The organism is Streptomyces sp. STR69 (genome assembly GCF_024519455.1).
GTDB lineage: Bacteria > Actinomycetota > Actinomycetes > Streptomycetales > Streptomycetaceae > Streptomyces.
In genome coordinates, this window is sequence record NZ_JALJRY010000007.1 from 318,344 (window position 1) to 335,476 (window position 17,133).

Consider the following 17,133-nt stretch of genomic DNA (forward strand, 5'->3'; position numbering starts at 1 on the left):
CAAGGGCGTTTGGGGTCGCCCAGGGAAGCGCTGAACTTTTGATCCACTCTCTCCCCCGACCACCTGAACGATCATGGGCGAGTCGCGCGGAGCGTCCCGAACGGGCCGTGGTGTAGCACTCCGTGATGGGCCGGAGGACGGTGGCGGTGCGTCACCACTCGCGCGACGACTGCGCGGTGGCCGGCCTGCTCTTGCCCCCGCCGTAGTGCCGGTACCAGCGCGTGACCACGCGTTCCATCGAGCTCGATCGCATCGCTCGGACACGCTCGCGCACCACTTGCTCGCCCGGGTCAACGGTGATGATCTCGGCACCGAGCCGCTGGTAGCGGGCGCGCCAGGCGTCACTGGGCATGGTGTGGATCAGGTACACGTCGGTGGACTCGAGGTGCTTGACCGCCTCGTCGATGGCCGCGTAGCGGGCGCGCATCGCGACCTTGGACGCGATCGGCTCGTGGTTCCACTGGGGTGCACCGGGGCCGGTGAGGGCACGGGTGATGCGGTCCAGGTCGATGACGATGTCGCGCGGCTTGGCGCGGGCCTCGATCCAGGAGGACTTGCCTGCGGCCGGCGGCCCGGTGACGACATACAGCATGGCGTCACTCCTGTTCGCCTGGCGCAGTCTCCAGTGCGTAGTGCTCCGTGCTGAGGCCCTGGTTCTTAGTGACGATCAGCGCCAGGACGCCTGGCACGATGTCAATGCGCTCTGGAGGCTTGGGTGTCCTGTTGTCGAACGCGGCGCCCCGCAGCTGTGTAAGTACCTCGGCAGCCTGTGCGATGAGCACAAGCTGCTGCCTGCTGAGTACGGCCATGGTCACCACCTCCGTGAGGCTTGCTGGCACCAGGAGTTGCCACAGTCGATGAGGTCGGGGTCTCTGTGCGCGTCGGTGAAGCTGTCGGGTGGCGGGCCGGGTGCCATGCCGAGGCTCTGTTCCAGCCGGCGCGTCTTGGCGTACGAGGCTCGGTCGTGGGTGGGGCAGCGCCGGGCGATGCGGTGAAGCAGCTCGCGCACGGTCACCACCTCCGTGAGGCTCGCGGTGTCAGGCGGTGCCGAGCGGTCCGGTGTAGCGGGGTGCTTCCGTGAGCCCTGCCTCGGCGAGCACCAGGCGCAGAACGTTGGCGAGCGGCACGTCGACGTGCTCGGGGGTGAGGAGTGCATCGACGTCGGCGGAGTGACTGTCGTGCCAGAGGTATGTCACGTCGCGGCCGTCGATGCTGTCGACTCTGATGGGGTTGTGGCTGGTCTCGATGTCGCACACGGTTACTGCCTGGTTGAGGGCGGGGATCAGGTGCTGGCGGACCAGGGTGGTGAGCGGGAAGTCGACCTCGTTGTAGTCGACGTGGTTGGCCTCGCAGTAGTCCAGCCAGACGTCGGGGTCGCTGCCGTCGTTGAAGCCCCACTTGGACAGCAGGTCGGCGCTGAAGAGCGTGAGGTGAGGGCCGTTCACGGTCACCGCCTCTGTGGTGTGAGCGGCGCCCCGTTGCCTAGGACGGGGCGCCGGTGCGGGCCTTACGGTTGCCGCATCCCGCCGCTGCCCAGGTGTGCACCATGGCGCACGGGAGGGACCTGGAGGCGTGTCGGGACACCTTTCACGCGCTTTCGGCGCCCGGGCATGGAGCGCGCTGCGGCCACTCGTACCGAGTTCCGATGATGGTCAGTGGCACGCCGTCCACCACGATGACGGAGGGCGGCATCTCCACCTTCCGCAGTTCGATGACCTCCAGCCCCTGGCACTCGTGGCACAGGTGCAGCTCAACCCGTGAGTCGGCCACTATCGCTACCTCCGGTAGGTCAGCGGGGGGTCTTCGTGAACGTGTACGGGGCCGCCACGCCAGCGCTGTGGTGGTCGGCAGCTCGGAGGGCTGCGGTGAGGCGTTCACGTGGGGACAGGCCGAGTCCAGCGGTGGCGTGGAGAGCGCCGAGGGCGAGTTCGTCTCCGCATCCGACGGCGGCGTACTGGTCGGCTGGCTCGCCGACTTGGTAGTCGCTGTCGACGCTGAAGAGGCGTCCGTGGATGCCGACGAGGAAGGTGCCGCCCTGTTCCTGTTCTGCGTCCTTGCGTGCCCAGCCGCCGTCCTTGAGGCAGGTGCGGACGGCGGTGACGAAGGTGGTCGCCATGAAGCGGTCGAGGTCGCCTTCGGGGTGCGGGGGCTGGAAGGCGTGGTGGAGGAGCTGGCCCATGCGGAAGGAGGTGGTGAAGCCGAAGGCGTAGGGGCCGTTGGTGAACACCTTGGGGTCGCGGCGGATGGTGAGCTGGTATCCGGCGACGCCTGCGGAGTCGCCGGCGAGGTGGACGCGTTTGCGGTGGACCAGGCCGACGATGACGGTCACGTCACCCCTGACCGTGGAACTGCACGGCGAACCCTGGCAGACCTAGTCCGAAGTCCGGGTCGGCGGACGCGGGGCGCAGCGGCGCGCGCAACTCGGTCTCGTCCACGCTGCATGTCGGTCGGGCAGGGGAGACACCAGCTGGGACACCAGTCCAACGGAACGGCTCGTCGCAGTCGCGGCACTTCACCTTGATGCCGGCCGCGTAGCCGACCACGGTCGGGTCGTTGTCGCTCGCGGTGATCCGGTTGACGTCCACGAAGGCGTCGAAGTTCTCGTGCGGGCAGGGTCGGTCAGGGTCGGTCGCCATGGTCAGGCCTCCTGGGTCTCGTCGTCCCACACGATGCGCGTGTGACCGCCGTGCCCATGGACCTCCTCGGCGTACACGAGGGTGTCCCAGAACACGATGGACGGGCGAGGACCGACCCAGCGGATCGACACCGAGCCGTCGGGCCACAGCACGCCGTTGGCGACGCGCCCGGTACCGGACACGCCCGTCACGTCGTGGTCGCGGATCAGTGAGAACACGCGCGGTCGGAGCGGCTGTGCCTCGGATAGGTCCGGTCCCGGCAGGTGTTGGGCGAGGGGCGGGTGGACGTTCTCGTAGTCGGGCATGGTCACCACTTCCGGGAGGCTCGGACTGGCTGGCGTGCGGCGTCGGTGCGGTTGCCGCGGGCGCTGTTGCAGCGGCGGTGGGCGCTGCGGGCGTTGGCGGGGTCGAGGAGGTCGCCGCCGCGGCTGAGCGGGGTGGCGTGGTCGAGGGTGAAGGCGTCGCGGTGGCGTTGCGCTGCGTACCCGGTGATGTCGTAGCGGATGGGTCCGCCGCACCACCAGCAGGGCAGGAGCAGGGCGCGCTGCTTGATGCAGAGGGTGCGGTAGGGGCGCCCGTTGCGCGGGTTGCGGGGCACGGGCGCCTCCTCGCGCTACAGGTCGCCGAGGACCTCGTTGCGGGCTGCTGCGGCCTTGCGGTTGAGGGCGCCGGTCATGCGGAAGAGGGCGACGGTGAGGGCGAGGAAGCCGGCGACGAGCAGCAGTTGGGTGATGACGCTGACGATGTGGGTGTGCTGGGTGGCGAGGGCGATGGCGAGGAGGATGAAGTTGCCGCAGGCCCAGGCGAACCAGATGCGGAGTTTCTCGACGCGGACGGCGGTCTGGACGGCTCTGTAGTCGCTCATGGTCCCCCCAAGGGCGTGTGGTGCTGTCGGGGGTCATGATGCCGGGTCTGGGGCTCCTGGTTCCGGGCATGCCAGATCTGCGGCCCATGGTGCGGCATGATCGGCGGAAACGTCAAGCATGGTTGAGGTTCAGTGCGGCCCCAGGTTGCTCTCTGTCTACTGACTCGCCCGTGGGTCGTCTGCCGCGTTCAGGCCGTCGATCAGCGCCCTTGAGTAGTCCAGGTTCCCCCGCGTCGGGTCCTCGTCATCCTTCAACCCCAGGCAGACCTTCGGGGTTCGCGGATCGTCGGCCCACGCTCCAGGGTCGAAGCTCCAGTCCTCCCACCCTGGGGCCGCTTCGGCAACGGCGTTGGTGCACTGCTCCTTGATCTCGTCCCGGCTGAGTGAGGGCGCAGCGGTTTTGGTGACCGTGATGGTGGCGAGCGGCTTCGCGTCGGCCTTGTCGTGTCCGCTGGAGGAGCAGCCGACGGCGGCTCCGGTGAGCAGCAGGGCGAGCAAAGCGGCAGTGGTGTTTCGCATGGTTTCCCCCGGGGTGCGGCGCGTGCGGGGATCGTAGCCGCGGCCATCGCATGGCACCCCGGGAACGCGAAAGCCCCACCGCGACGGGGGAACGCGGTGGGGCCTCGTTGCCGGGCGTGACCCGGCGCGCAGTCTCCAGTGTGGCAGCGGCAGTCGCCTACCGCCCCCACAGCCGGGCGATCTCCTCCGCCACCGCCAACACCACAAGGGTGGCGAGCACCAGACCCGTCGACACGTACCGGCCGTCCGGATCCGGGGCACTCCCTGGCACCCGCACGATCGACTCACCCCTCGGGACGAGGCCGCCGTGCTCGACGTTTCGGTGCTCCTCCCGGTACCCCTCCGCTTGTCTGCGGGTCACCGGCGGGCTGGCCGCGCGGCACTTCCGGCAGCGGTACTCGTATGGCATCAGGGCTCCCCTGTCGGGCGGTAGGCGGCCGGTAGGTGAAGGGTAGGAAACGAACGCTGACCTGCGATTCCTACCGTCCTACCCGGGCCCTTGGGAGGCGGGCGGAAGGGGCTGGGGAGCGGGGCCTGCGGCCGGGTCCTGCGGGGCCCCCACGGGGTCCGCGAGGGCGGGGGCCGGCGGGAGGTCCCGTACGCGGACCCCGTCGCGCACGCGCTGGCGGCTGCCGAGGATGAGCTTGAACTCCTCGACGGGCAGCCCGAAGTGGCCGGTGACGGTGGCCTTCAGTTCGGCCTGTGTCCAGCCGTCGAGTTCGGGTTCGGCAAGGAGGTCGGCGAGGTGTGCGCCCTGTCTGTGTGCGGCGACGCGGCGGACGATGGCGACGAGTTCGGCGAGGGTGAGTTCCGGTGCGGTGTCGACCAGCTGCTCGGCAGGTCCGGGACGGGGGGCTATCGGGGTGACCCACCATGCGGCCACGCACCACGCGACAACGGCCCCGGGGATCGCGAACCGTGCGATCTGCGGAGCGTGCCAGCAGCCGTACGCGGCAAGATATCCGGCGATTCCGAGGGCGAACAATCGGTCGCGGGTGCTGTAGTCGGCGGCGGCTTTCCAGGCGCGTTCGACGAGTTCACAGGACCCGGCCCAGAGGGCGGTGCCTGCCCCCGTGAAGACGAGGACGGGCCGGAGTTCGGCGCGGAGCCAGTGGGGGAGGATCTGCTCCCCCACCTTCTTAACGATCTTCATCAGACGGCCCCCACCGCATGCGCGCCCGTCAGGATCACAGCCTGCGGCAGCCCCCAGATCCCCCCGGCCTGCGCCCACACCCCGGCTGCGACGATGCCCGTGATCGCAGCTTTGCCCGGGGACAGCTCCCGGAAGTACATGATGCTGGCGAGGAGCAGCGACACCGCGCCCAGGCCCGCCGTGCCGAAGCCGCCGTTGGTGAACACCGAGGCGAACGCGTCGCTGAGGTTCTTGCCCACGACCCAGATCGACCCGGCCACCATGTACAGCGTGCCCGCGACCACGCCCGTCCACTGGGCTTGGTCGCTGGTCAGACGCTTACGGATGCGGGACTTCTTCCCCCCGCCCTTGCCTCCCGGACCGTCACCTCCACCACCCTTGGGCTCACGGATCCCGACCCACAGGATCAGGGTGAGGACGGTGGCGATACCGCCGGCGCCGACGGTGCCGAGGATCTTCCCGCCCTCGACGCTGATGGCGGGGGCGGCGGCGAGCAGGTGGGTGTTCACGGTGTGAGTCCTGTTCCGGAGGCGGCGGGCGCGTAGAGGGCGAGCGCGACGAGGGCGGTGGCAAGGGGGATGCGGGCGGCCCAGGCGATGCCGGGCCACCAGTGGCGGGTGCGGCGGTCCCACAGATGGGCGATGAGCGCGGTACCGCCGATGCCGAGGGTGAGTGCGCCCGCGATGCTGGTCTGGTGGCCGCAGTCGGCGATCGCTGAGGCGAACTGCTGGTAGAGGCCGAGGAGCCAGCCCGTCCCGGCTGCGCTGGCGTTGTAGAGGAAGCGGCGGGTCTTGGGGCTGATCGCGGCGGTGGCGCGCTCGCGCGGCTGGGTGAGGATGGCCGGTATGTGGGGGCGCGGCCAGTAGTCGGGCTGGGGCTGGAAGCGATGATCCGGCTCGTCGCCCTTCGGCTCCGTGTCGGTGACCTTGTCGTCGTAGAGCTGCTCCCACCAGTCGTCGGTGGCCATGGCGTCTCCGTGCGCGTCGGGGCCTACGCCGTGCTGGCGTAGGAGGTGGCGGATTCGGCGCTCGTCGGCGCCCGGCTCGCGGCTCATGTGTAGAACCCCGTTCCGTCGCCGATCCGGTCGCGGGCGTCCTTGAGCCGTCGGCCGGCGGTGGCCGGGCTCACGCCGAGGAGGTGAGCCGCGGTGGTCTTGGTGAGCCGCTCGCCAGCCCTGAGCCGGTGAGCCAGGGTGAGGATCTGCTGCTCGATCTCGTCGTCTCCTGAGCCGCCCGTCTCGCCAGTGGGTTCAGGGCTCGGCTCGCCCGGCTCAGGGCGGCTCACGATGACCGGATCAGCCGGGCTCAAGACGGGCTCACGTGAGACGTGCTGGTCAGAGGTCTGCGAGGGCAACTTCACGGGGTCGTCGAGCACGGGCTTCGGCTCACGGCCGGTGACGTGGAGCGCGGTGGCGACGGTCGTCTCATAGTCGACCGGCTCAGGCTCAGACGGCTCGGGCTCACGGTTCACAACGGGCTGAGCCGAGGGCAGCTCGGGCGCGGTGGGGGCTGAGCCGTGCTCGATGTCGAGCACGCCCGAGACCGGGGCCAGGGGCCGCCCGTACCGCGTGAGCCGCAACGCCATGACGGCCGACACCGGAGCCTTGCTCCGCCAACGACGGCCGTACCGGGCGCGCAGCCGGGCCCGCTCGACGAGCCGGGACTGCTCCAACTGGATCACCTGGTCGTAGGAGCGCAGCTCCCACAACTTCATGCGCCGCCACAGCCGGAAAGTGGAGATCGGGTCGAGGAGCCACCGGACCAGGCGGACGGAGTCCATGTGGCGTCCGGCCACGATCTCGGCGGTGCGGCCGATCGCGTGTCGTGCCGCCTCGACGACGACCACGAACAGGACGGGGATCGTCGCGTGCATGCCGACACCGAGCGGGTCGGGCCAGGCCGCCGCGCCGTTGAACGCGATCGTTGCCGCGGTGAGCAGCCATGCCGTGTGACGCAGCAGCGCGAGCGGCATGGTCAGCCAGGTGAGGAGCAGGTCGAGGGCGAGCAGGACGAGGATTCCGGCGTCGATGCCGACGGGGAAGACCGTGGCGAACGCACCGAAGTGCTTGCGCTCCGCGAGGTGACGGACGGCGGCGTATGAGCCGGCGAATCCGATCGCGGCGATGATGGCGGCGCCGGCGGCGACCGCGATGACGAGTCGGCGCTGGAGAGTTGTGAGGGTGGGGCGGTCGCCGGTGGGCGTCTCCACGGTGGCTCCCTGCTGCGTGAAGAGGGCCGCGCCCCGGCGGGGACGTCTGGGGCGCGGCGGCTTGGGGTGGGGTTGGTGGGTGGTCAGCCCTGGCCGCGGAACCATGCGGTCTTAGGGATGCGGCGCCAGTGGTCGTCCTCCCAGTCCTGGCCCTCGCTCGCGGCCTGGCGGGCGCCGGCGGTCTTGGCGCGGCGGAAGCGTCCGGCGTTGCCTGTGACGGAGGTTCCGGCGGCGGGGTAGTCGCGGGTGGACTGGTCTCGGTTGCGGCGCCAGACCATCAGCTGTCGCCTCCGGGGAGTACGCCTTCGCGTTCGCCGGTGCCGCCTTGCGCTTCGTGCGCGTCGGCGACGGTGGTGGTGTGGGTGTAGTCGGCGGCGCAGCGCCGGAGGAGTTCGGGCACGGAGGCTTGGGGGTCGGTGTCGACGGGCTCTTGCGTGCCGGGGCTGTGCTGCTCAGGGGCCTGATCGGTAGGCTCGGGCATGCCTGCCCTTTCGAGAGAGTCGGGGTAGGTGCCCCCGGTCCATGTGGAGTTCCAGCTCCGGGCCGGGGGCTTGTGCGTTGCAGGGAACCGATCGCGGCTCCCCCGACTCAGCACGCTAGACCCTAGGGTCTAGCTTGTGCAAGACCCTAGGGTCTAGAGTCGGGTTGTCGCGCTCCACGGCACGGAGGGAGCGTCAGTGGACGAGCAGGTCGAGGAGGTGCGTCGACTCTTGGAAGCCATCGAGCGCCTGGAGCGGATGCAGGACGATGAGGCGTGTGCCAAGGCGGTCACGCAGGTACTCGATACCTGGCCGGATAACCATGCGCGTCTGCGTGAGTTGCGTCAGGCGCGGGTCCAGCGGATGAAGGACTCCGGGATGACATGGCAGCAGATCGGCGCCGTGCTCGGCGTGCATCCGACACGGGCGCAGCAGATCGCGAAGGGACTAAGGGGCTCGAAGCGGCCACCGAAGAAGGGCGAGTCCGAGGAGTGAGCGGCGTGGATTTGGTCCAGTGGCTCAACGTCCAGCTCGACATCGACACGGCGCGCGCCACGGCTGCGGCCGAGGAAGACGGCCCCAACTGGCACTACGACGGGCGTGCCGTCATCACGCATCGGGAGCGCGACCTGGTGGCGGTCGGATCGCAGGACTTCATAGACCGGGAGCGCGGTGAGCACATCGCGGAGCATGATCCGGCTCGGGTGCTGCGGGAGATCGACGCCAAGCGACAGATGCTCGCCGCCTGGTCGCGGGGCGCCCCGACCGGCGTCATCGATGTCAAGTACGCGCGCGGGTACGCCAACGCGCTAAGTGAAGCGGTGCGAGTGATTGCCCTGTCCTACGTCGGCCGCCCCGGCTACCGCGAGGAATGGCGGCCGTGAGCGAGGTCTGCCGCGTCTACTGGGGCGCCCGAGGCTGCGCTCTCCCGCACGGCCACGACCCGGCCCAACAGGTCCGCACGCACCGCACTGTCGAGCCGACCGAGCAGGAGGTCACGGTACGGGACGCGTTCTTGTTCGGGGAGGACCTCACGCCCGAGGAACTGCGACTCTGCGTCGAGCTGTACGGCGAGTAGCCGCGCTATCCCCGAGCCCCCGTCTGCGCGCCGGTCGGGGGCTCGCTGCTGCCCCACCTACACTCCGTGCACGTGGCAGACATCGAACGCCTGATCCCGCTGGAGCGCGCCGCCGAGACCGAACGGGCCAAGTTGGCCGGCCTCATCGGCGACGAGTACGAGGCGCAGTGGCAGGCCTGGCGCACGGCATCCGAGACGGTCCAGGCCGCGATCACCGAGCATGCGGCGGAGTCCGGCGAGAACCGATACGAGGTCGAGAAGGCCGTCAAGACGGCTGCGCGGCACTCCGAGGAGGATCCGGCCGGATAGCCGGGCAGGCCCCTGGCTCGACGGGGCACAGGCGGGGTGTTTGAATCGAACGCATGAACGAACTGCCTCCGGATCCCGCCCGCCTCCGGGCGATCCTCGGATACCTGGAGCAGCAGCTCACCGAGGAGGAGACCGTGATCACGTACCTGCGGCTCCAGGTCGAGGCCGTACGGCACGCCCTCACCGTGGCCGAGAACCGAGGACCGGCCAACACCACGCCCCCCTCGCCGCACCGTACGACGTCCGCTGCTCCAGCTGCGCTCGGTCCCGCGCCCACGCGCGCACAGCGCCAGTCCACCGGATTCATGATCGAGCAACGGCGGACACCGACGGGCCCGCAGGAGGCGGCCGTGCACCTCGACGACTGCACGATGAGCAGCAACCGCACGCATCCCGTCTCGCCGCAGGACGCCCGACTGGCGCTCACGGACGCGCAGTTGGAGGCCTGCCAGTTCTGCCGGCCGGACACCGAGCTGGGCATCGACGTCGCGTGAGGGCCGGAGCAGCAAAGCGCAGAACGCCCGCCCCCACACTGGAGGACGAGCGCTCTGCGCCTGCTGCTATCGGACCGTCAGCCTGAGGCTTCCGTCATCGAGGTACTCCGTGTAGGTGCCCTGCGCGGCGCTGATCTCCGCCGCCGTGAGGACGACCTTGCCGCCCAGCTTGGCCACAAGCGCGCCGGTCCTCGCGGCGGCTTCCTCCCGCTCGCGGACGATCTGGGCGTCCAGCTGACGGTTCTTCTCCAGGGCCCGGTTGAGTGCCGCGGGCCAGTCCTGCTCGTCTACGTCGCCGGCGACTTCCGGCTCTCTGCTCGTCATGGCCGGAGAGGGTAGCGGGTGTCCGGGCGTGAACCGCAATCGTTCCGGCTGGATCACCAAGTAGCTCTTGATCGTGCGCTCCATGCTCCGACGGATCCGCCCCATGGCCTGCTGAATTGCCTCGTCCCGCCCGCTCATGCCGCGATAACTCCTTCGCCCCATACCCGCCCGCAGCCCGTGCAGTGCGCGACCGGCGGACGGCCGTCCCCGCCGTGGATGTCGATCCGGCCGCCGCAGTCGTGCCGCTGTTCCAGCGTCCGGCGTTGCGCCGCGATGTCCAGGGCGCGCTCGACGCGCTCGGCCGCGCCCGCGGCGACGATCCCGATCTGATCCACCTCTACGACGGTCAGCTTCCGGAAAGGGCCGGCCTTCGACTCGACCCGGGCCAGCAGCCACAGCGCCGTGTACGGGACGGGGCGGCGGTGCCCGGTCCACCTCCAGCGGCGCGGGTCCGCCATATCGGCGTGGGCGAGGGCGTTGCGGCGCTGGCGGTCGGCGGCTGGCCACTGCTTCGGGGCGAACGGCATGGGTGGCCGCTGGACTGTGGCGGCGATGTGGTCGGCGCAGTCGTGGAGTGCTGCCTCGACGGCGCGCATGGTGTCGAGGATGTGGAGTCGTACGGGGGTGGGGCGGTCGCCGAGTTGGATCGGGTCGCGCTCCAACGATCGAAGGTGCGCGGCCTGGTGCTGGCGGTATTCCAGTTGGTCGGCGTCTTCGAGGGCGGCGAGGTAGCTGCGGAGGCCGAGGCCGAAGGCGCCGATAGTGGTGGGTTGGCCGGCGGCTTGGTGGAGGTCGGTCCAGTGGAGGGCGATGGTACGGAGGTGCGTGGCGGTGGTGGTCATCGGGGCTCCGTGTTGCTGGTGGGGCGGCGTATCGTGATGGCCACCGGATGGGGCGTGCCTGGCCTGGGGAGGTCGTGAGGCGCGCCCCTTCGTCGTGTCAGCGTCCTTGCGCGACGTGGAGGCCGGCCTGCTTCCACCTTTCGGGCGTGGCCAGATCGGTCATGAGGCGCTCCGGTCGTTGAGGTGGGCGGTGATCTCCTCGAACGCGCGGCGGTCCGCGTAGTCGAGGCGGTAGGTGTCGCGGCGCGGCAACACCGGTCGCTTGCAGCCGGGCCCGTGGACTTCGCCGTCGGAGTGGAGCCAGAACTGGCAGCACGGCGACGGGAGTTCGGCCGGTCCGGCGGCGGCGCGCTGCTCCTGCACGTGGCGGGCGAGGATCTGGCGATGGGTGTCGTAGGCGCGGCTGGCGCACCAGTAGGCGATGGCGCCGACGTAGGTGCCGGGGAGTATGAGCAAGGGGCTGACGGTGGCTCCGTAGGCGGCTGCGCAGGCGCTGAGGATGGCGGCTGCGGTGCAGGTGCGGGCGGTGCGTAGGGCGGGTGTCATCTGTTCCTCCGGCGGAGTGCGGCGCGGGTGGCGGAGATGAGGAAGGCGATGAAGCAGCAGGCGCCGAGGGTGAGGCAGGTGAGTCCGGCGATGAGGTACCAGCCGGGGGCCGCGGGGACCTGGTGCACGGTCAGGTCTCCCGGTCCGCGCCAGGCTGCCCGGACGAGACGGCGGCGCAGCGCGGGCACAGGGCGAACGCCTCCTGGTTGTCGCCCTTGCATGACGGGCACATCGCCGGGTCGACGGTGGCGTTGCCGGGTGTGACGTTGAAGTGCGGACGCAGCATGGCCGCCTCGCCGTCCGGTGTCGGGTCCTGCCGCGCCTCGCGCCGGGCCCGGACCGTCTCGCAGTCGACGGCTGCGCACCCACCGTGGTCGCCTTCGGTGTGACGCTGCTCGGCCGCCGCGATGCGCGCGCGGATCGACTGGCACGCGGCCTCGGTCAGGCCGCCGGGGGTGAGGTCGTGTGGGAGGTTGCAGTGCGGGCAGCGGGGGCGCTTCGGCCTTGATGGCGGTGTGTTCGGCCGGGCAAGCTGCTCCAGCTCCCGCAGCGTGAGGTTCCGCAGTACGGCCATGACCGCGTCGGCTTCGCGAAGAGCAGCCGTCCAGTGGAGTTCCGCCACGAACTCCTGGGACGGCACGCCATCGGACTGGATGATGGCGGTGGCGATGCGGTCGCGGAGCGCGGTCTGGTCTGCGGGCGGCACGGCAGCCGGGGCAGCGGGATCGCCCCGCTCCTCAACAGTGCGGCAGTCAGGGCATGTACCGCTGGACCAGCCAGCCGCGAACGCTGCGCGGCGAGCGGCGGTCTCGTCTGGCCACAGTCCGGCTCGGGCCGCAGTCTCGCGCGGTTCGAGTGCGGCGAGGGGGAGGTCTTCGCCGGGCGTGTACCAGTCGGGCAGGGAGAGCCAGCGGCGGCAGGGGCCTGAGCACTGGACTCGATAGGCGACGGTGATGGTCATGGTGTGGCTCCTGGTGGTGTGGTGGGATCGGGGTGGCCGGCCGCCCGCGATTCGAGCGCGGGCGGCCGTGCTCGTGGTCATGCGGAGTACGTGCGCCTGGTCGGGATCGCGGCCTGCTCGGCAAGGTCCGCGCAGCTGCTTGCCCCATGCGACGGGTGCGGTTCCGTACGACGGCAGCGGGGCGACGTGCACGGGCCGATGAACGCGAAGCACGCGTCCGCCCCGAGCCGGACCATGTAGGCGTTGCGGCGCGGCCCTGCGCCCGGCCACTCGCCGAAGTCCTCGGTCGGGTGGCCCTTGGCCGGGTGCTCCTCGATGTCGAAGTTCTGGCCGCGGTTCTGGTGCCAGCGGGCCCAGGCGTCGGCGATCCGGTCAGCGCCGGTGGGGCATCCGCCGTGGACGACGACGAGGCGCTGCCCCTGCGCGATGGCGAGGGCGCCGGCGGTGGTGAGGATGTTCTCGATGGCCCGGTGGTCGGTCCAGTCGCGGCTGCCGGTAATGAGGATGCGGTAGGTCGTGGTCATGGCGGTCACTCGCTCGTCTCGACGGCGGCCGGGGCCGCGTGGACGGTGAACGTGCCGTCGCGGTGCCGGATCAGCCAGTCCCCGAAGCGGGCGACGACGTGGCCGGGCTTCTGACCGACGCGGAGGCCGACGGTGGTGACCTTGCCGTCGACGACCTCGGTGAAGGCCTTGGTGAAGACGCCGTCGCGGTCGAGCTGCCAGTCGATGAGTTCGTAGTTGCGCGGGGTCAGGTGCCAGGTCTTGCAGCCCGCGGCTTCCAGTTCGACGAGCGGCCGGCAGTGCGCGCACTCGGCGCGGACGTCGGCCAGCGGCTGCCCGGCCACGGCGCGGGCGACCTCGGCGTCGGTGACGTCGCCGACCGGGCTGTCGCAGCCGTTGCAGTAGCGCTTCATGACGACGGCGGTGTGCTTGCGGCCGTCGGCGTCCACGGTGACGACGTCCGGGGTGTTCGTGCGGGGTGCGCCCGGTCGGGTCGGCCACCAGGCCTCGTGCTTCTCCTGACGGCAGAGCGCGCACAGAGCGCCGTGCCACGTCGCCGTCCCGCACTCCCCGCACTCCGACGACGGCCGCTTCGGCGGCTCACCGCCGCGCATCACGGTCACGCAGTCCGGGCACAGGCCATCGGGCAGTTCGGCGTCCGGCTCGGTCTCGACGAGAGCCTCGGGGACGACGGCCATGCCCTCGCAGGCCGTCAGGGCGAGGACGCCGGGCCTGGCCTCGGGGAAGAAGATCGGGCTGGGGAAGATGTGGCGGACGTTGGGGGTGGCGTCGGCGTACGGGCTGTGCGGGTTCGGGTCGAGGCGGTGGGGCATTGGGTGCTCCTGGGGTGGGTGGGTTGTTTGCACGGAGTCGGACCCCCCTCCCTCTCTTTAGAGAGGGGGGTCCGTGAGTAAGTGGCGTGAGTTTCGCGTGAGTTTTTGACCTGCGGTTTCGTCGAAAACGTGAACCGCGTGAGTTTCGGCGTGAGTATTTGCCGTGAGTTTTCACTCTGTGTGATCGTGAACCGCGTGAGTTTCGGCGTGAGTTTCTGGCCTGCACTGATGCCGGTTACCGTGAGCTGCGTGAGTTCCTGCGTGAGTTTGTTTGCAGCGTTAGCGTGAGCATCGTGAGTATTCGCGTGAGTTAATTTGTGACAGGTCATCAGCCCGCCTCGGGGAGTTCGCCGGTCGCCGAGAACGCAGCCACGTATCCCGTCTGGCTCCCTCGCCCACCACCGTTCGAGATCTTGTGGGCGAGGCCCTTCTCGACGAGCTGGTCGAGCCGCCGACGGGCCTTCTCAACCTCCGACGCGGACGGCTTGCCCTTGTCCGGGCTGTAGATCTGGCACGCCAGCTGGTGCGGAGTCAGCGGGCCGCGGGCGTGCGCGAGGATGTCGAGCACGTCGACCTCGTGCCACACCTCCGTCACACCGGCCGGGTGGTCGTGCTTCAGGCGCCACGGGCCGCACTCCGAGGAGGGCTGCTTGAGGTGCTTGAAGGAGACGATCGGGTCGCCGGCCGCGCCCCACAGCGACACGACCGAACCGGCGCCCGCGGTGATCCAGGTGGATCCGTACAGCTCGTCCAGGCTGGTGGGCTCCTTGCCGCCTTCCTTGCCGCCGCCCTGCTTGCGGTGGTGGTGCAGGGCCAGCACCTCGATGCCCTCGACGAGGGTGCGCTGGATCGCGGAGTTGATGGCCTGTCCGCCTTCCTCGGAGGCGAGTTCGCCGGCCATGTCCTTGAGAGAGTCGAGGCAGACCATGTCGGCGTCGGCCTGCTTGCACAGGCGGAGCAGGACGCCGGGGTCCTTGATGAAGTCCTTCGGCGGCGGCCCGGGCCAGAAGGTGAGGTGCTGGTTGAGGAGGTCTCGGTGCTCGTGAGTGACCATGCGGGCCATGGAGCGGGCGGCCTGCTGGGGACGGTCGGACGCGAGGTACAGCACGCGCTTGGCGGGGCGGACGGCGAGGCCCAGGGCGTGCGGGCGGATGCCGATCGCGGCGAGGAGGACCTGCTGGCCGACGGTGGTCTTCCCGACGCCAGCGGGGCCCGCGATGATGAGCGCTTCGCCTTCGGCCCACAGGACGTTGTCGCCTTCGCCCCAGATGGCGGGGACGGTGTCGGGCCGGTCGAGGATGAACGATCCGCCGGGGACGAAGCGTGAGCCCCCGGTGGCGTGGCTGCTGCGCTGCTGGACATAGCCGGTGATCTGCTCTTCGAGGTCTTCGGCGGCACCCCCGTTGAGGACTCCGGAGCGCAGGCGTACGGCCAGGTCGTCGATGCGGCGCAGCCGGGTCTTGGCGTGGACGAGACCGGCGTAGTACTCGGCGTCGCCGGGCCCGATCTCGCGGGCGATGTCCCAGATGAGGGCGCCGTTGCTGAAGAGGCGGAGCTGTCCGGCTGTCTCGATGGTGGCGCGGAGGCTGACGGGGTCGACGGGCTTGCTCTCGGCGAGCTGCTGGCCGATGGCGTCCCACAGGGTGCGGTAGGCGGGCTGTGTGAAGTCGTCGCTTCCGACGATGTCTGCGGCTGTCTTGTACTCGTCGCTGAAGTTGATGCAGCGGTTGATGAGGGCGCGTTCGGCATCTGGGTCGCTGGGGGGCAATCGGTTGAGGCCGTCGTCGTCCGCCGTGTCGTGCGGGCTCATGTGGCGGACGTTGGTCACGCTCGTCTCCTCAGAAAAGTCTGGTTGGCGGGCACTGGTGGGTGGTCAGGTGCTGGTGTGGGCAGTCGGGTGGGTGTCGGCCGCTGGTCCAGCGCAGTCGGAGGGCGCCGAAGGGGCGGCGGGGCAGGCACCAGACGAGGTCGTGCGCGGTGCTTGCCGCTCGCGCGGGCCCGTACGGGCGGGGTTCGTCCGGCGGCGGGAGGTCGACGCAGGCCTGGATGGCGGCGACCTGGCCGACCGACTGGGTGAGGATCGGGGCGCCGCACGAGGGGCAGCGCCGGGGGCCAGCACTGCCCCTCGTACGGCCGGCCATCAGGCCGGGGTCCCGTTCAGGATCGGCTGCGCGATGTCCCCGTCGATCGCGTTGACGACGTCGGCGAACGCGGTACGCAGGATGTCGCCGGGCCGTTCCAGCTTGTAGCCCATGCGCAGGCCGCGGTCGGTGATGCGGTAGCGGAGGCGGGCGGTGAGCCGGTAGCCCTCACTGCCCTCGAAGGGGATGAGGCCGATGACGAACGTCTCCGGGACGGTGAGCTGTCCCTTCTGCCCGGCCTTCGTCGTCTGGGTCTCGACGTACTGGAACTGCCGTTGGCCGGTGGCGAGCCGGATGCCGGACTGGAAGTCGACCTTCGTGTTGGCCTGGAGGGACTGCGCGATCTCCAGCATGTCCGCGGAGGACGGGTCGAGGAGTTCGGGGAGGTGGTCTTCGAGGAACTCGGCGAAGTCTTCCTGGCTGAGGAGTTCGCCGTCGTTCTTGAGCCACTGCTTCCACGCGTCGGTGATGAACAGGGACAGAACGAGACGGTGATTGCCCCACGACGGTTCGTCGGCGGCGTGTGCGTCGAGGACCGCGGTGACGGTGAGGCGCTCGCTGTCGGCGTAGACCTCGCTGGCGTCGGTGCTGTGCTTGGTGAAGTACGCGTTCCAGGAGCGGGCGTCGCGGACGGTGGTGGTGCCGGCCTTCCGCGGCGGGATGCCCGTGTACTCGGGGCCCGTGAGGTCGAACTTCTGGACGCCGCCCGGGGTGTTGAAGGCGTGGACCTTGCCGGGTTCGAGGATGACGGGTGGTGCGGCGCGGAGCGCGGTGTCAACGATGACCTGCGCGTTGTCGGTGTTCGTCATGGATCAGGCGTCCTTGTAGTCGGTGGTGGCGGGAGCGGTGCGGAAGTCGAGCTGCATCTGCCGGGGGTCGTTGCGGGTCGGGTTGCCGTCGTCGTCGACGAAGTAGATGGCGGCCGGCGGGGTGGACTTGGGGGCCTTCAGGTCCGACTCGACGCTGATGGCGAGGGGGTCGCCTTCGACGTGGCCCTTGGATGGCTCGACGAGGACCTTGATGACGAGCTGGCCCTTCTTGCCGTGCGTGGCGACGGCCTGGAGCAGCTCGTGCAGCTCCTCGCTGAGCGAGTGGTGGACGCGGCCGTTGAGGTGGCCGACGAGGAAGGCGGCGAACTCCGCGGGCTGCGCCTCGGTCTCGGTCTGCTGGACGGTCATGTGCGGTGGTGCCTTTCTGCGTTGGTGGTGCTGGCGTGGGGTCCCGGGGCCAGCGCTTGGGGGA

33 protein-coding genes are annotated in these 17,133 nt (G+C 70.1%); 5 read left to right on the forward strand and 28 right to left on the reverse strand.

Annotation, left to right across the window (positions count from 1 at the left end; genetic code table 11):
- Positions 1–151: 151 nt before the first annotated feature.
- From OC490_RS15695 to OC490_RS15780, 18 genes are all read right to left on the reverse strand, one after another.
- Complete coding sequence (locus OC490_RS15695; protein WP_262058529.1) at positions 152–592, reverse strand: ATP-binding protein; 441 nt, start codon at positions 590–592, stop codon at positions 152–154.
- A gap of 4 nt (positions 593–596) precedes the next feature.
- Positions 597–809, reverse strand: coding sequence for a hypothetical protein (locus tag OC490_RS15700; protein ID WP_262058530.1), 213 nt, complete (start codon positions 807–809; stop codon positions 597–599).
- Positions 810–811: 2 nt separating this feature from the next.
- The gene (locus OC490_RS15705) at positions 812–1,009 is read right to left on the reverse strand and encodes a hypothetical protein (protein WP_262058531.1); all 198 of its coding nucleotides are present in this window, start codon (positions 1,007–1,009) and stop codon (positions 812–814) included.
- A gap of 28 nt (positions 1,010–1,037) precedes the next feature.
- Positions 1,038–1,445, reverse strand: coding sequence for a hypothetical protein (locus OC490_RS15710; RefSeq protein WP_262058532.1), 408 nt, complete (start codon positions 1,443–1,445; stop codon positions 1,038–1,040).
- Between the two features lie 142 nt (positions 1,446–1,587).
- Entirely contained in the window at positions 1,588–1,770 is a 183-nt protein-coding gene (locus OC490_RS15715; RefSeq protein WP_262058533.1) for a hypothetical protein, read from the reverse strand.
- A 19-nt stretch (positions 1,771–1,789) separates the two neighbouring features.
- Complete coding sequence (locus tag OC490_RS15720) at positions 1,790–2,329, reverse strand: hypothetical protein (protein WP_262058534.1); 540 nt, start codon at positions 2,327–2,329, stop codon at positions 1,790–1,792.
- Position 2,330: 1 nt separating this feature from the next.
- The gene (locus tag OC490_RS15725; protein WP_262058535.1) at positions 2,331–2,636 is read right to left on the reverse strand and encodes a hypothetical protein; all 306 of its coding nucleotides are present in this window, start codon (positions 2,634–2,636) and stop codon (positions 2,331–2,333) included.
- A 2-nt stretch (positions 2,637–2,638) separates the two neighbouring features.
- Positions 2,639–2,941 (reverse strand): hypothetical protein, encoded by a 303-nt coding sequence (locus tag OC490_RS15730; RefSeq protein WP_262058536.1) that lies wholly within the window; start codon positions 2,939–2,941, stop codon positions 2,639–2,641.
- A 2-nt stretch (positions 2,942–2,943) separates the two neighbouring features.
- Positions 2,944–3,234: an HNH endonuclease gene (locus OC490_RS15735; RefSeq protein ID WP_262058537.1), complete on the reverse strand. Its 291-nt coding sequence runs from the start codon at positions 3,232–3,234 to the stop codon at positions 2,944–2,946.
- A gap of 15 nt (positions 3,235–3,249) precedes the next feature.
- On the reverse strand, positions 3,250–3,501 hold the full coding sequence (locus tag OC490_RS15740; protein WP_262058538.1) for a hypothetical protein: 252 nt from the start codon (positions 3,499–3,501) through the stop codon (positions 3,250–3,252).
- Positions 3,502–3,657: 156 nt separating this feature from the next.
- Positions 3,658–4,020 (reverse strand): hypothetical protein, encoded by a 363-nt coding sequence (locus OC490_RS15745; RefSeq protein ID WP_262058539.1) that lies wholly within the window; start codon positions 4,018–4,020, stop codon positions 3,658–3,660.
- Between the two features lie 157 nt (positions 4,021–4,177).
- On the reverse strand, positions 4,178–4,429 hold the full coding sequence (locus tag OC490_RS15750) for a hypothetical protein (protein WP_262058540.1): 252 nt from the start codon (positions 4,427–4,429) through the stop codon (positions 4,178–4,180).
- Positions 4,430–4,507: 78 nt separating this feature from the next.
- Positions 4,508–5,173 (reverse strand): hypothetical protein, encoded by a 666-nt coding sequence (locus tag OC490_RS15755; protein ID WP_262058541.1) that lies wholly within the window; start codon positions 5,171–5,173, stop codon positions 4,508–4,510.
- Positions 5,173–5,682: a hypothetical protein gene (locus tag OC490_RS15760; RefSeq protein WP_262058542.1), complete on the reverse strand. Its 510-nt coding sequence runs from the start codon at positions 5,680–5,682 to the stop codon at positions 5,173–5,175. Before OC490_RS15760 ends, OC490_RS15755 begins: the two co-directional genes overlap by 1 nt.
- Positions 5,679–6,227, reverse strand: a complete 549-nt coding sequence (locus OC490_RS15765) for a hypothetical protein (RefSeq protein ID WP_262058543.1) — start codon at positions 6,225–6,227, stop codon at positions 5,679–5,681. Before OC490_RS15765 ends, OC490_RS15760 begins: the two co-directional genes overlap by 4 nt.
- Positions 6,224–7,324 (reverse strand): DUF2637 domain-containing protein, encoded by a 1,101-nt coding sequence (locus OC490_RS15770; protein ID WP_262058645.1) that lies wholly within the window; start codon positions 7,322–7,324, stop codon positions 6,224–6,226. The genes OC490_RS15765 and OC490_RS15770 overlap by 4 nt, the downstream gene beginning before the upstream one ends.
- Positions 7,325–7,464: 140 nt before the next feature.
- The gene (locus OC490_RS15775; protein WP_262058544.1) at positions 7,465–7,659 is read right to left on the reverse strand and encodes a hypothetical protein; all 195 of its coding nucleotides are present in this window, start codon (positions 7,657–7,659) and stop codon (positions 7,465–7,467) included.
- Positions 7,659–7,862, reverse strand: a complete 204-nt coding sequence (locus OC490_RS15780) for a hypothetical protein (RefSeq protein ID WP_262058545.1) — start codon at positions 7,860–7,862, stop codon at positions 7,659–7,661. The genes OC490_RS15775 and OC490_RS15780 overlap by 1 nt, the downstream gene beginning before the upstream one ends.
- A gap of 196 nt (positions 7,863–8,058) precedes the next feature.
- Here OC490_RS15780 and OC490_RS15785 point away from each other — a divergent pair, with 196 nt between their 5' ends.
- The 5 genes from OC490_RS15785 to OC490_RS15805 all read left to right on the forward strand — a co-directional run bounded on the left by OC490_RS15785 (position 8,059) and on the right by OC490_RS15805 (position 9,741).
- Positions 8,059–8,355, forward strand: a complete 297-nt coding sequence (locus OC490_RS15785) for a hypothetical protein (protein WP_262058546.1) — start codon at positions 8,059–8,061, stop codon at positions 8,353–8,355.
- 5 nt (positions 8,356–8,360) lie between these two features.
- On the forward strand, positions 8,361–8,744 hold the full coding sequence (locus tag OC490_RS15790; RefSeq protein WP_262058547.1) for a DUF6221 family protein: 384 nt from the start codon (positions 8,361–8,363) through the stop codon (positions 8,742–8,744).
- Positions 8,741–8,938 carry a hypothetical protein gene (locus OC490_RS15795; RefSeq protein WP_262058548.1) on the forward strand — a complete coding sequence of 66 codons (198 nt, stop codon included), beginning with the start codon at positions 8,741–8,743 and terminating at the stop codon, positions 8,936–8,938. The genes OC490_RS15790 and OC490_RS15795 overlap by 4 nt, the downstream gene beginning before the upstream one ends.
- 72 nt (positions 8,939–9,010) lie before the next feature.
- The gene (locus OC490_RS15800) at positions 9,011–9,247 is read left to right on the forward strand and encodes a hypothetical protein (RefSeq protein WP_262058549.1); all 237 of its coding nucleotides are present in this window, start codon (positions 9,011–9,013) and stop codon (positions 9,245–9,247) included.
- Between the two features lie 53 nt (positions 9,248–9,300).
- Positions 9,301–9,741 carry a DUF6233 domain-containing protein gene (locus OC490_RS15805; protein WP_262058550.1) on the forward strand — a complete coding sequence of 147 codons (441 nt, stop codon included), beginning with the start codon at positions 9,301–9,303 and terminating at the stop codon, positions 9,739–9,741.
- A 66-nt stretch (positions 9,742–9,807) separates the two neighbouring features.
- Here the strand turns inward: OC490_RS15805 and OC490_RS15810 are convergent, their stop codons facing one another.
- The 10 genes from OC490_RS15810 to OC490_RS15855 all read right to left on the reverse strand — a co-directional run bounded on the left by OC490_RS15810 (position 9,808) and on the right by OC490_RS15855 (position 17,069).
- Positions 9,808–10,065: a hypothetical protein gene (locus OC490_RS15810; RefSeq protein WP_262058551.1), complete on the reverse strand. Its 258-nt coding sequence runs from the start codon at positions 10,063–10,065 to the stop codon at positions 9,808–9,810.
- Between the two features lie 134 nt (positions 10,066–10,199).
- Positions 10,200–10,907 (reverse strand): hypothetical protein, encoded by a 708-nt coding sequence (locus OC490_RS15815; RefSeq protein WP_262058552.1) that lies wholly within the window; start codon positions 10,905–10,907, stop codon positions 10,200–10,202.
- A gap of 159 nt (positions 10,908–11,066) precedes the next feature.
- Complete coding sequence (locus tag OC490_RS15820; RefSeq protein WP_262058553.1) at positions 11,067–11,453, reverse strand: hypothetical protein; 387 nt, start codon at positions 11,451–11,453, stop codon at positions 11,067–11,069.
- Positions 11,450–11,581: a hypothetical protein gene (locus tag OC490_RS15825; RefSeq protein ID WP_262058554.1), complete on the reverse strand. Its 132-nt coding sequence runs from the start codon at positions 11,579–11,581 to the stop codon at positions 11,450–11,452. The genes OC490_RS15820 and OC490_RS15825 overlap by 4 nt, the downstream gene beginning before the upstream one ends.
- A gap of 2 nt (positions 11,582–11,583) precedes the next feature.
- A complete protein-coding gene (locus OC490_RS15830; RefSeq protein WP_262058555.1) occupies positions 11,584–12,414 on the reverse strand; it encodes a hypothetical protein in 831 nt (276 codons plus the stop codon).
- Between the two features lie 77 nt (positions 12,415–12,491).
- The gene (locus OC490_RS15835) at positions 12,492–12,938 is read right to left on the reverse strand and encodes a DUF2493 domain-containing protein (protein ID WP_262058556.1); all 447 of its coding nucleotides are present in this window, start codon (positions 12,936–12,938) and stop codon (positions 12,492–12,494) included.
- Between the two features lie 5 nt (positions 12,939–12,943).
- Complete coding sequence (locus OC490_RS15840; protein ID WP_262058557.1) at positions 12,944–13,750, reverse strand: hypothetical protein; 807 nt, start codon at positions 13,748–13,750, stop codon at positions 12,944–12,946.
- A 328-nt stretch (positions 13,751–14,078) separates the two neighbouring features.
- Positions 14,079–15,578, reverse strand: a complete 1,500-nt coding sequence (locus tag OC490_RS15845; protein ID WP_262058558.1) for a DnaB-like helicase N-terminal domain-containing protein — start codon at positions 15,576–15,578, stop codon at positions 14,079–14,081.
- A 312-nt stretch (positions 15,579–15,890) separates the two neighbouring features.
- Positions 15,891–16,700 (reverse strand): YfdQ family protein, encoded by an 810-nt coding sequence (locus tag OC490_RS15850; protein WP_262058559.1) that lies wholly within the window; start codon positions 16,698–16,700, stop codon positions 15,891–15,893.
- 3 nt (positions 16,701–16,703) lie between these two features.
- Entirely contained in the window at positions 16,704–17,069 is a 366-nt protein-coding gene (locus tag OC490_RS15855) for a hypothetical protein (protein ID WP_262058560.1), read from the reverse strand.
- Between the last annotated feature and the right edge of the window lie 64 nt (positions 17,070–17,133).

Coding starts and splice junctions, on each gene's coding strand:
- OC490_RS15740 (WP_262058538.1), bottom strand. CDS start 3,501: ATGAGCGACTACAGAGCCGTCCAGACCGCCGTCCGCGTCGAGAAACTC.
- OC490_RS15700 (WP_262058530.1), bottom strand. CDS start 809: ATGGCCGTACTCAGCAGGCAGCAGCTTGTGCTCATCGCACAGGCTGCC.
- OC490_RS15780 (WP_262058545.1), bottom strand. CDS start 7,862: ATGCCCGAGCCTACCGATCAGGCCCCTGAGCAGCACAGCCCCGGCACG.
- OC490_RS15810 (WP_262058551.1), bottom strand. CDS start 10,065: ATGACGAGCAGAGAGCCGGAAGTCGCCGGCGACGTAGACGAGCAGGAC.
- OC490_RS15805 (WP_262058550.1), top strand. CDS start 9,301: ATGAACGAACTGCCTCCGGATCCCGCCCGCCTCCGGGCGATCCTCGGA.
- OC490_RS15855 (WP_262058560.1), bottom strand. CDS start 17,069: ATGACCGTCCAGCAGACCGAGACCGAGGCGCAGCCCGCGGAGTTCGCC.
- OC490_RS15775 (WP_262058544.1), bottom strand. CDS start 7,659: ATGGTCTGGCGCCGCAACCGAGACCAGTCCACCCGCGACTACCCCGCC.
- OC490_RS15840 (WP_262058557.1), bottom strand. CDS start 13,750: ATGCCCCACCGCCTCGACCCGAACCCGCACAGCCCGTACGCCGACGCC.
- OC490_RS15820 (WP_262058553.1), bottom strand. CDS start 11,453: ATGACACCCGCCCTACGCACCGCCCGCACCTGCACCGCAGCCGCCATC.
- OC490_RS15745 (WP_262058539.1), bottom strand. CDS start 4,020: ATGCGAAACACCACTGCCGCTTTGCTCGCCCTGCTGCTCACCGGAGCC.
- OC490_RS15695 (WP_262058529.1), bottom strand. CDS start 592: ATGCTGTATGTCGTCACCGGGCCGCCGGCCGCAGGCAAGTCCTCCTGG.
- OC490_RS15725 (WP_262058535.1), bottom strand. CDS start 2,636: ATGGCGACCGACCCTGACCGACCCTGCCCGCACGAGAACTTCGACGCC.
- OC490_RS15835 (WP_262058556.1), bottom strand. CDS start 12,938: ATGACCACGACCTACCGCATCCTCATTACCGGCAGCCGCGACTGGACC.
- OC490_RS15755 (WP_262058541.1), bottom strand. CDS start 5,173: ATGAAGATCGTTAAGAAGGTGGGGGAGCAGATCCTCCCCCACTGGCTC.
- OC490_RS15815 (WP_262058552.1), bottom strand. CDS start 10,907: ATGACCACCACCGCCACGCACCTCCGTACCATCGCCCTCCACTGGACC.
- OC490_RS15765 (WP_262058543.1), bottom strand. CDS start 6,227: ATGAGCCGCGAGCCGGGCGCCGACGAGCGCCGAATCCGCCACCTCCTA.
- OC490_RS15830 (WP_262058555.1), bottom strand. CDS start 12,414: ATGACCATCACCGTCGCCTATCGAGTCCAGTGCTCAGGCCCCTGCCGC.
- OC490_RS15850 (WP_262058559.1), bottom strand. CDS start 16,700: ATGACGAACACCGACAACGCGCAGGTCATCGTTGACACCGCGCTCCGC.
- OC490_RS15750 (WP_262058540.1), bottom strand. CDS start 4,429: ATGCCATACGAGTACCGCTGCCGGAAGTGCCGCGCGGCCAGCCCGCCG.
- OC490_RS15730 (WP_262058536.1), bottom strand. CDS start 2,941: ATGCCCGACTACGAGAACGTCCACCCGCCCCTCGCCCAACACCTGCCG.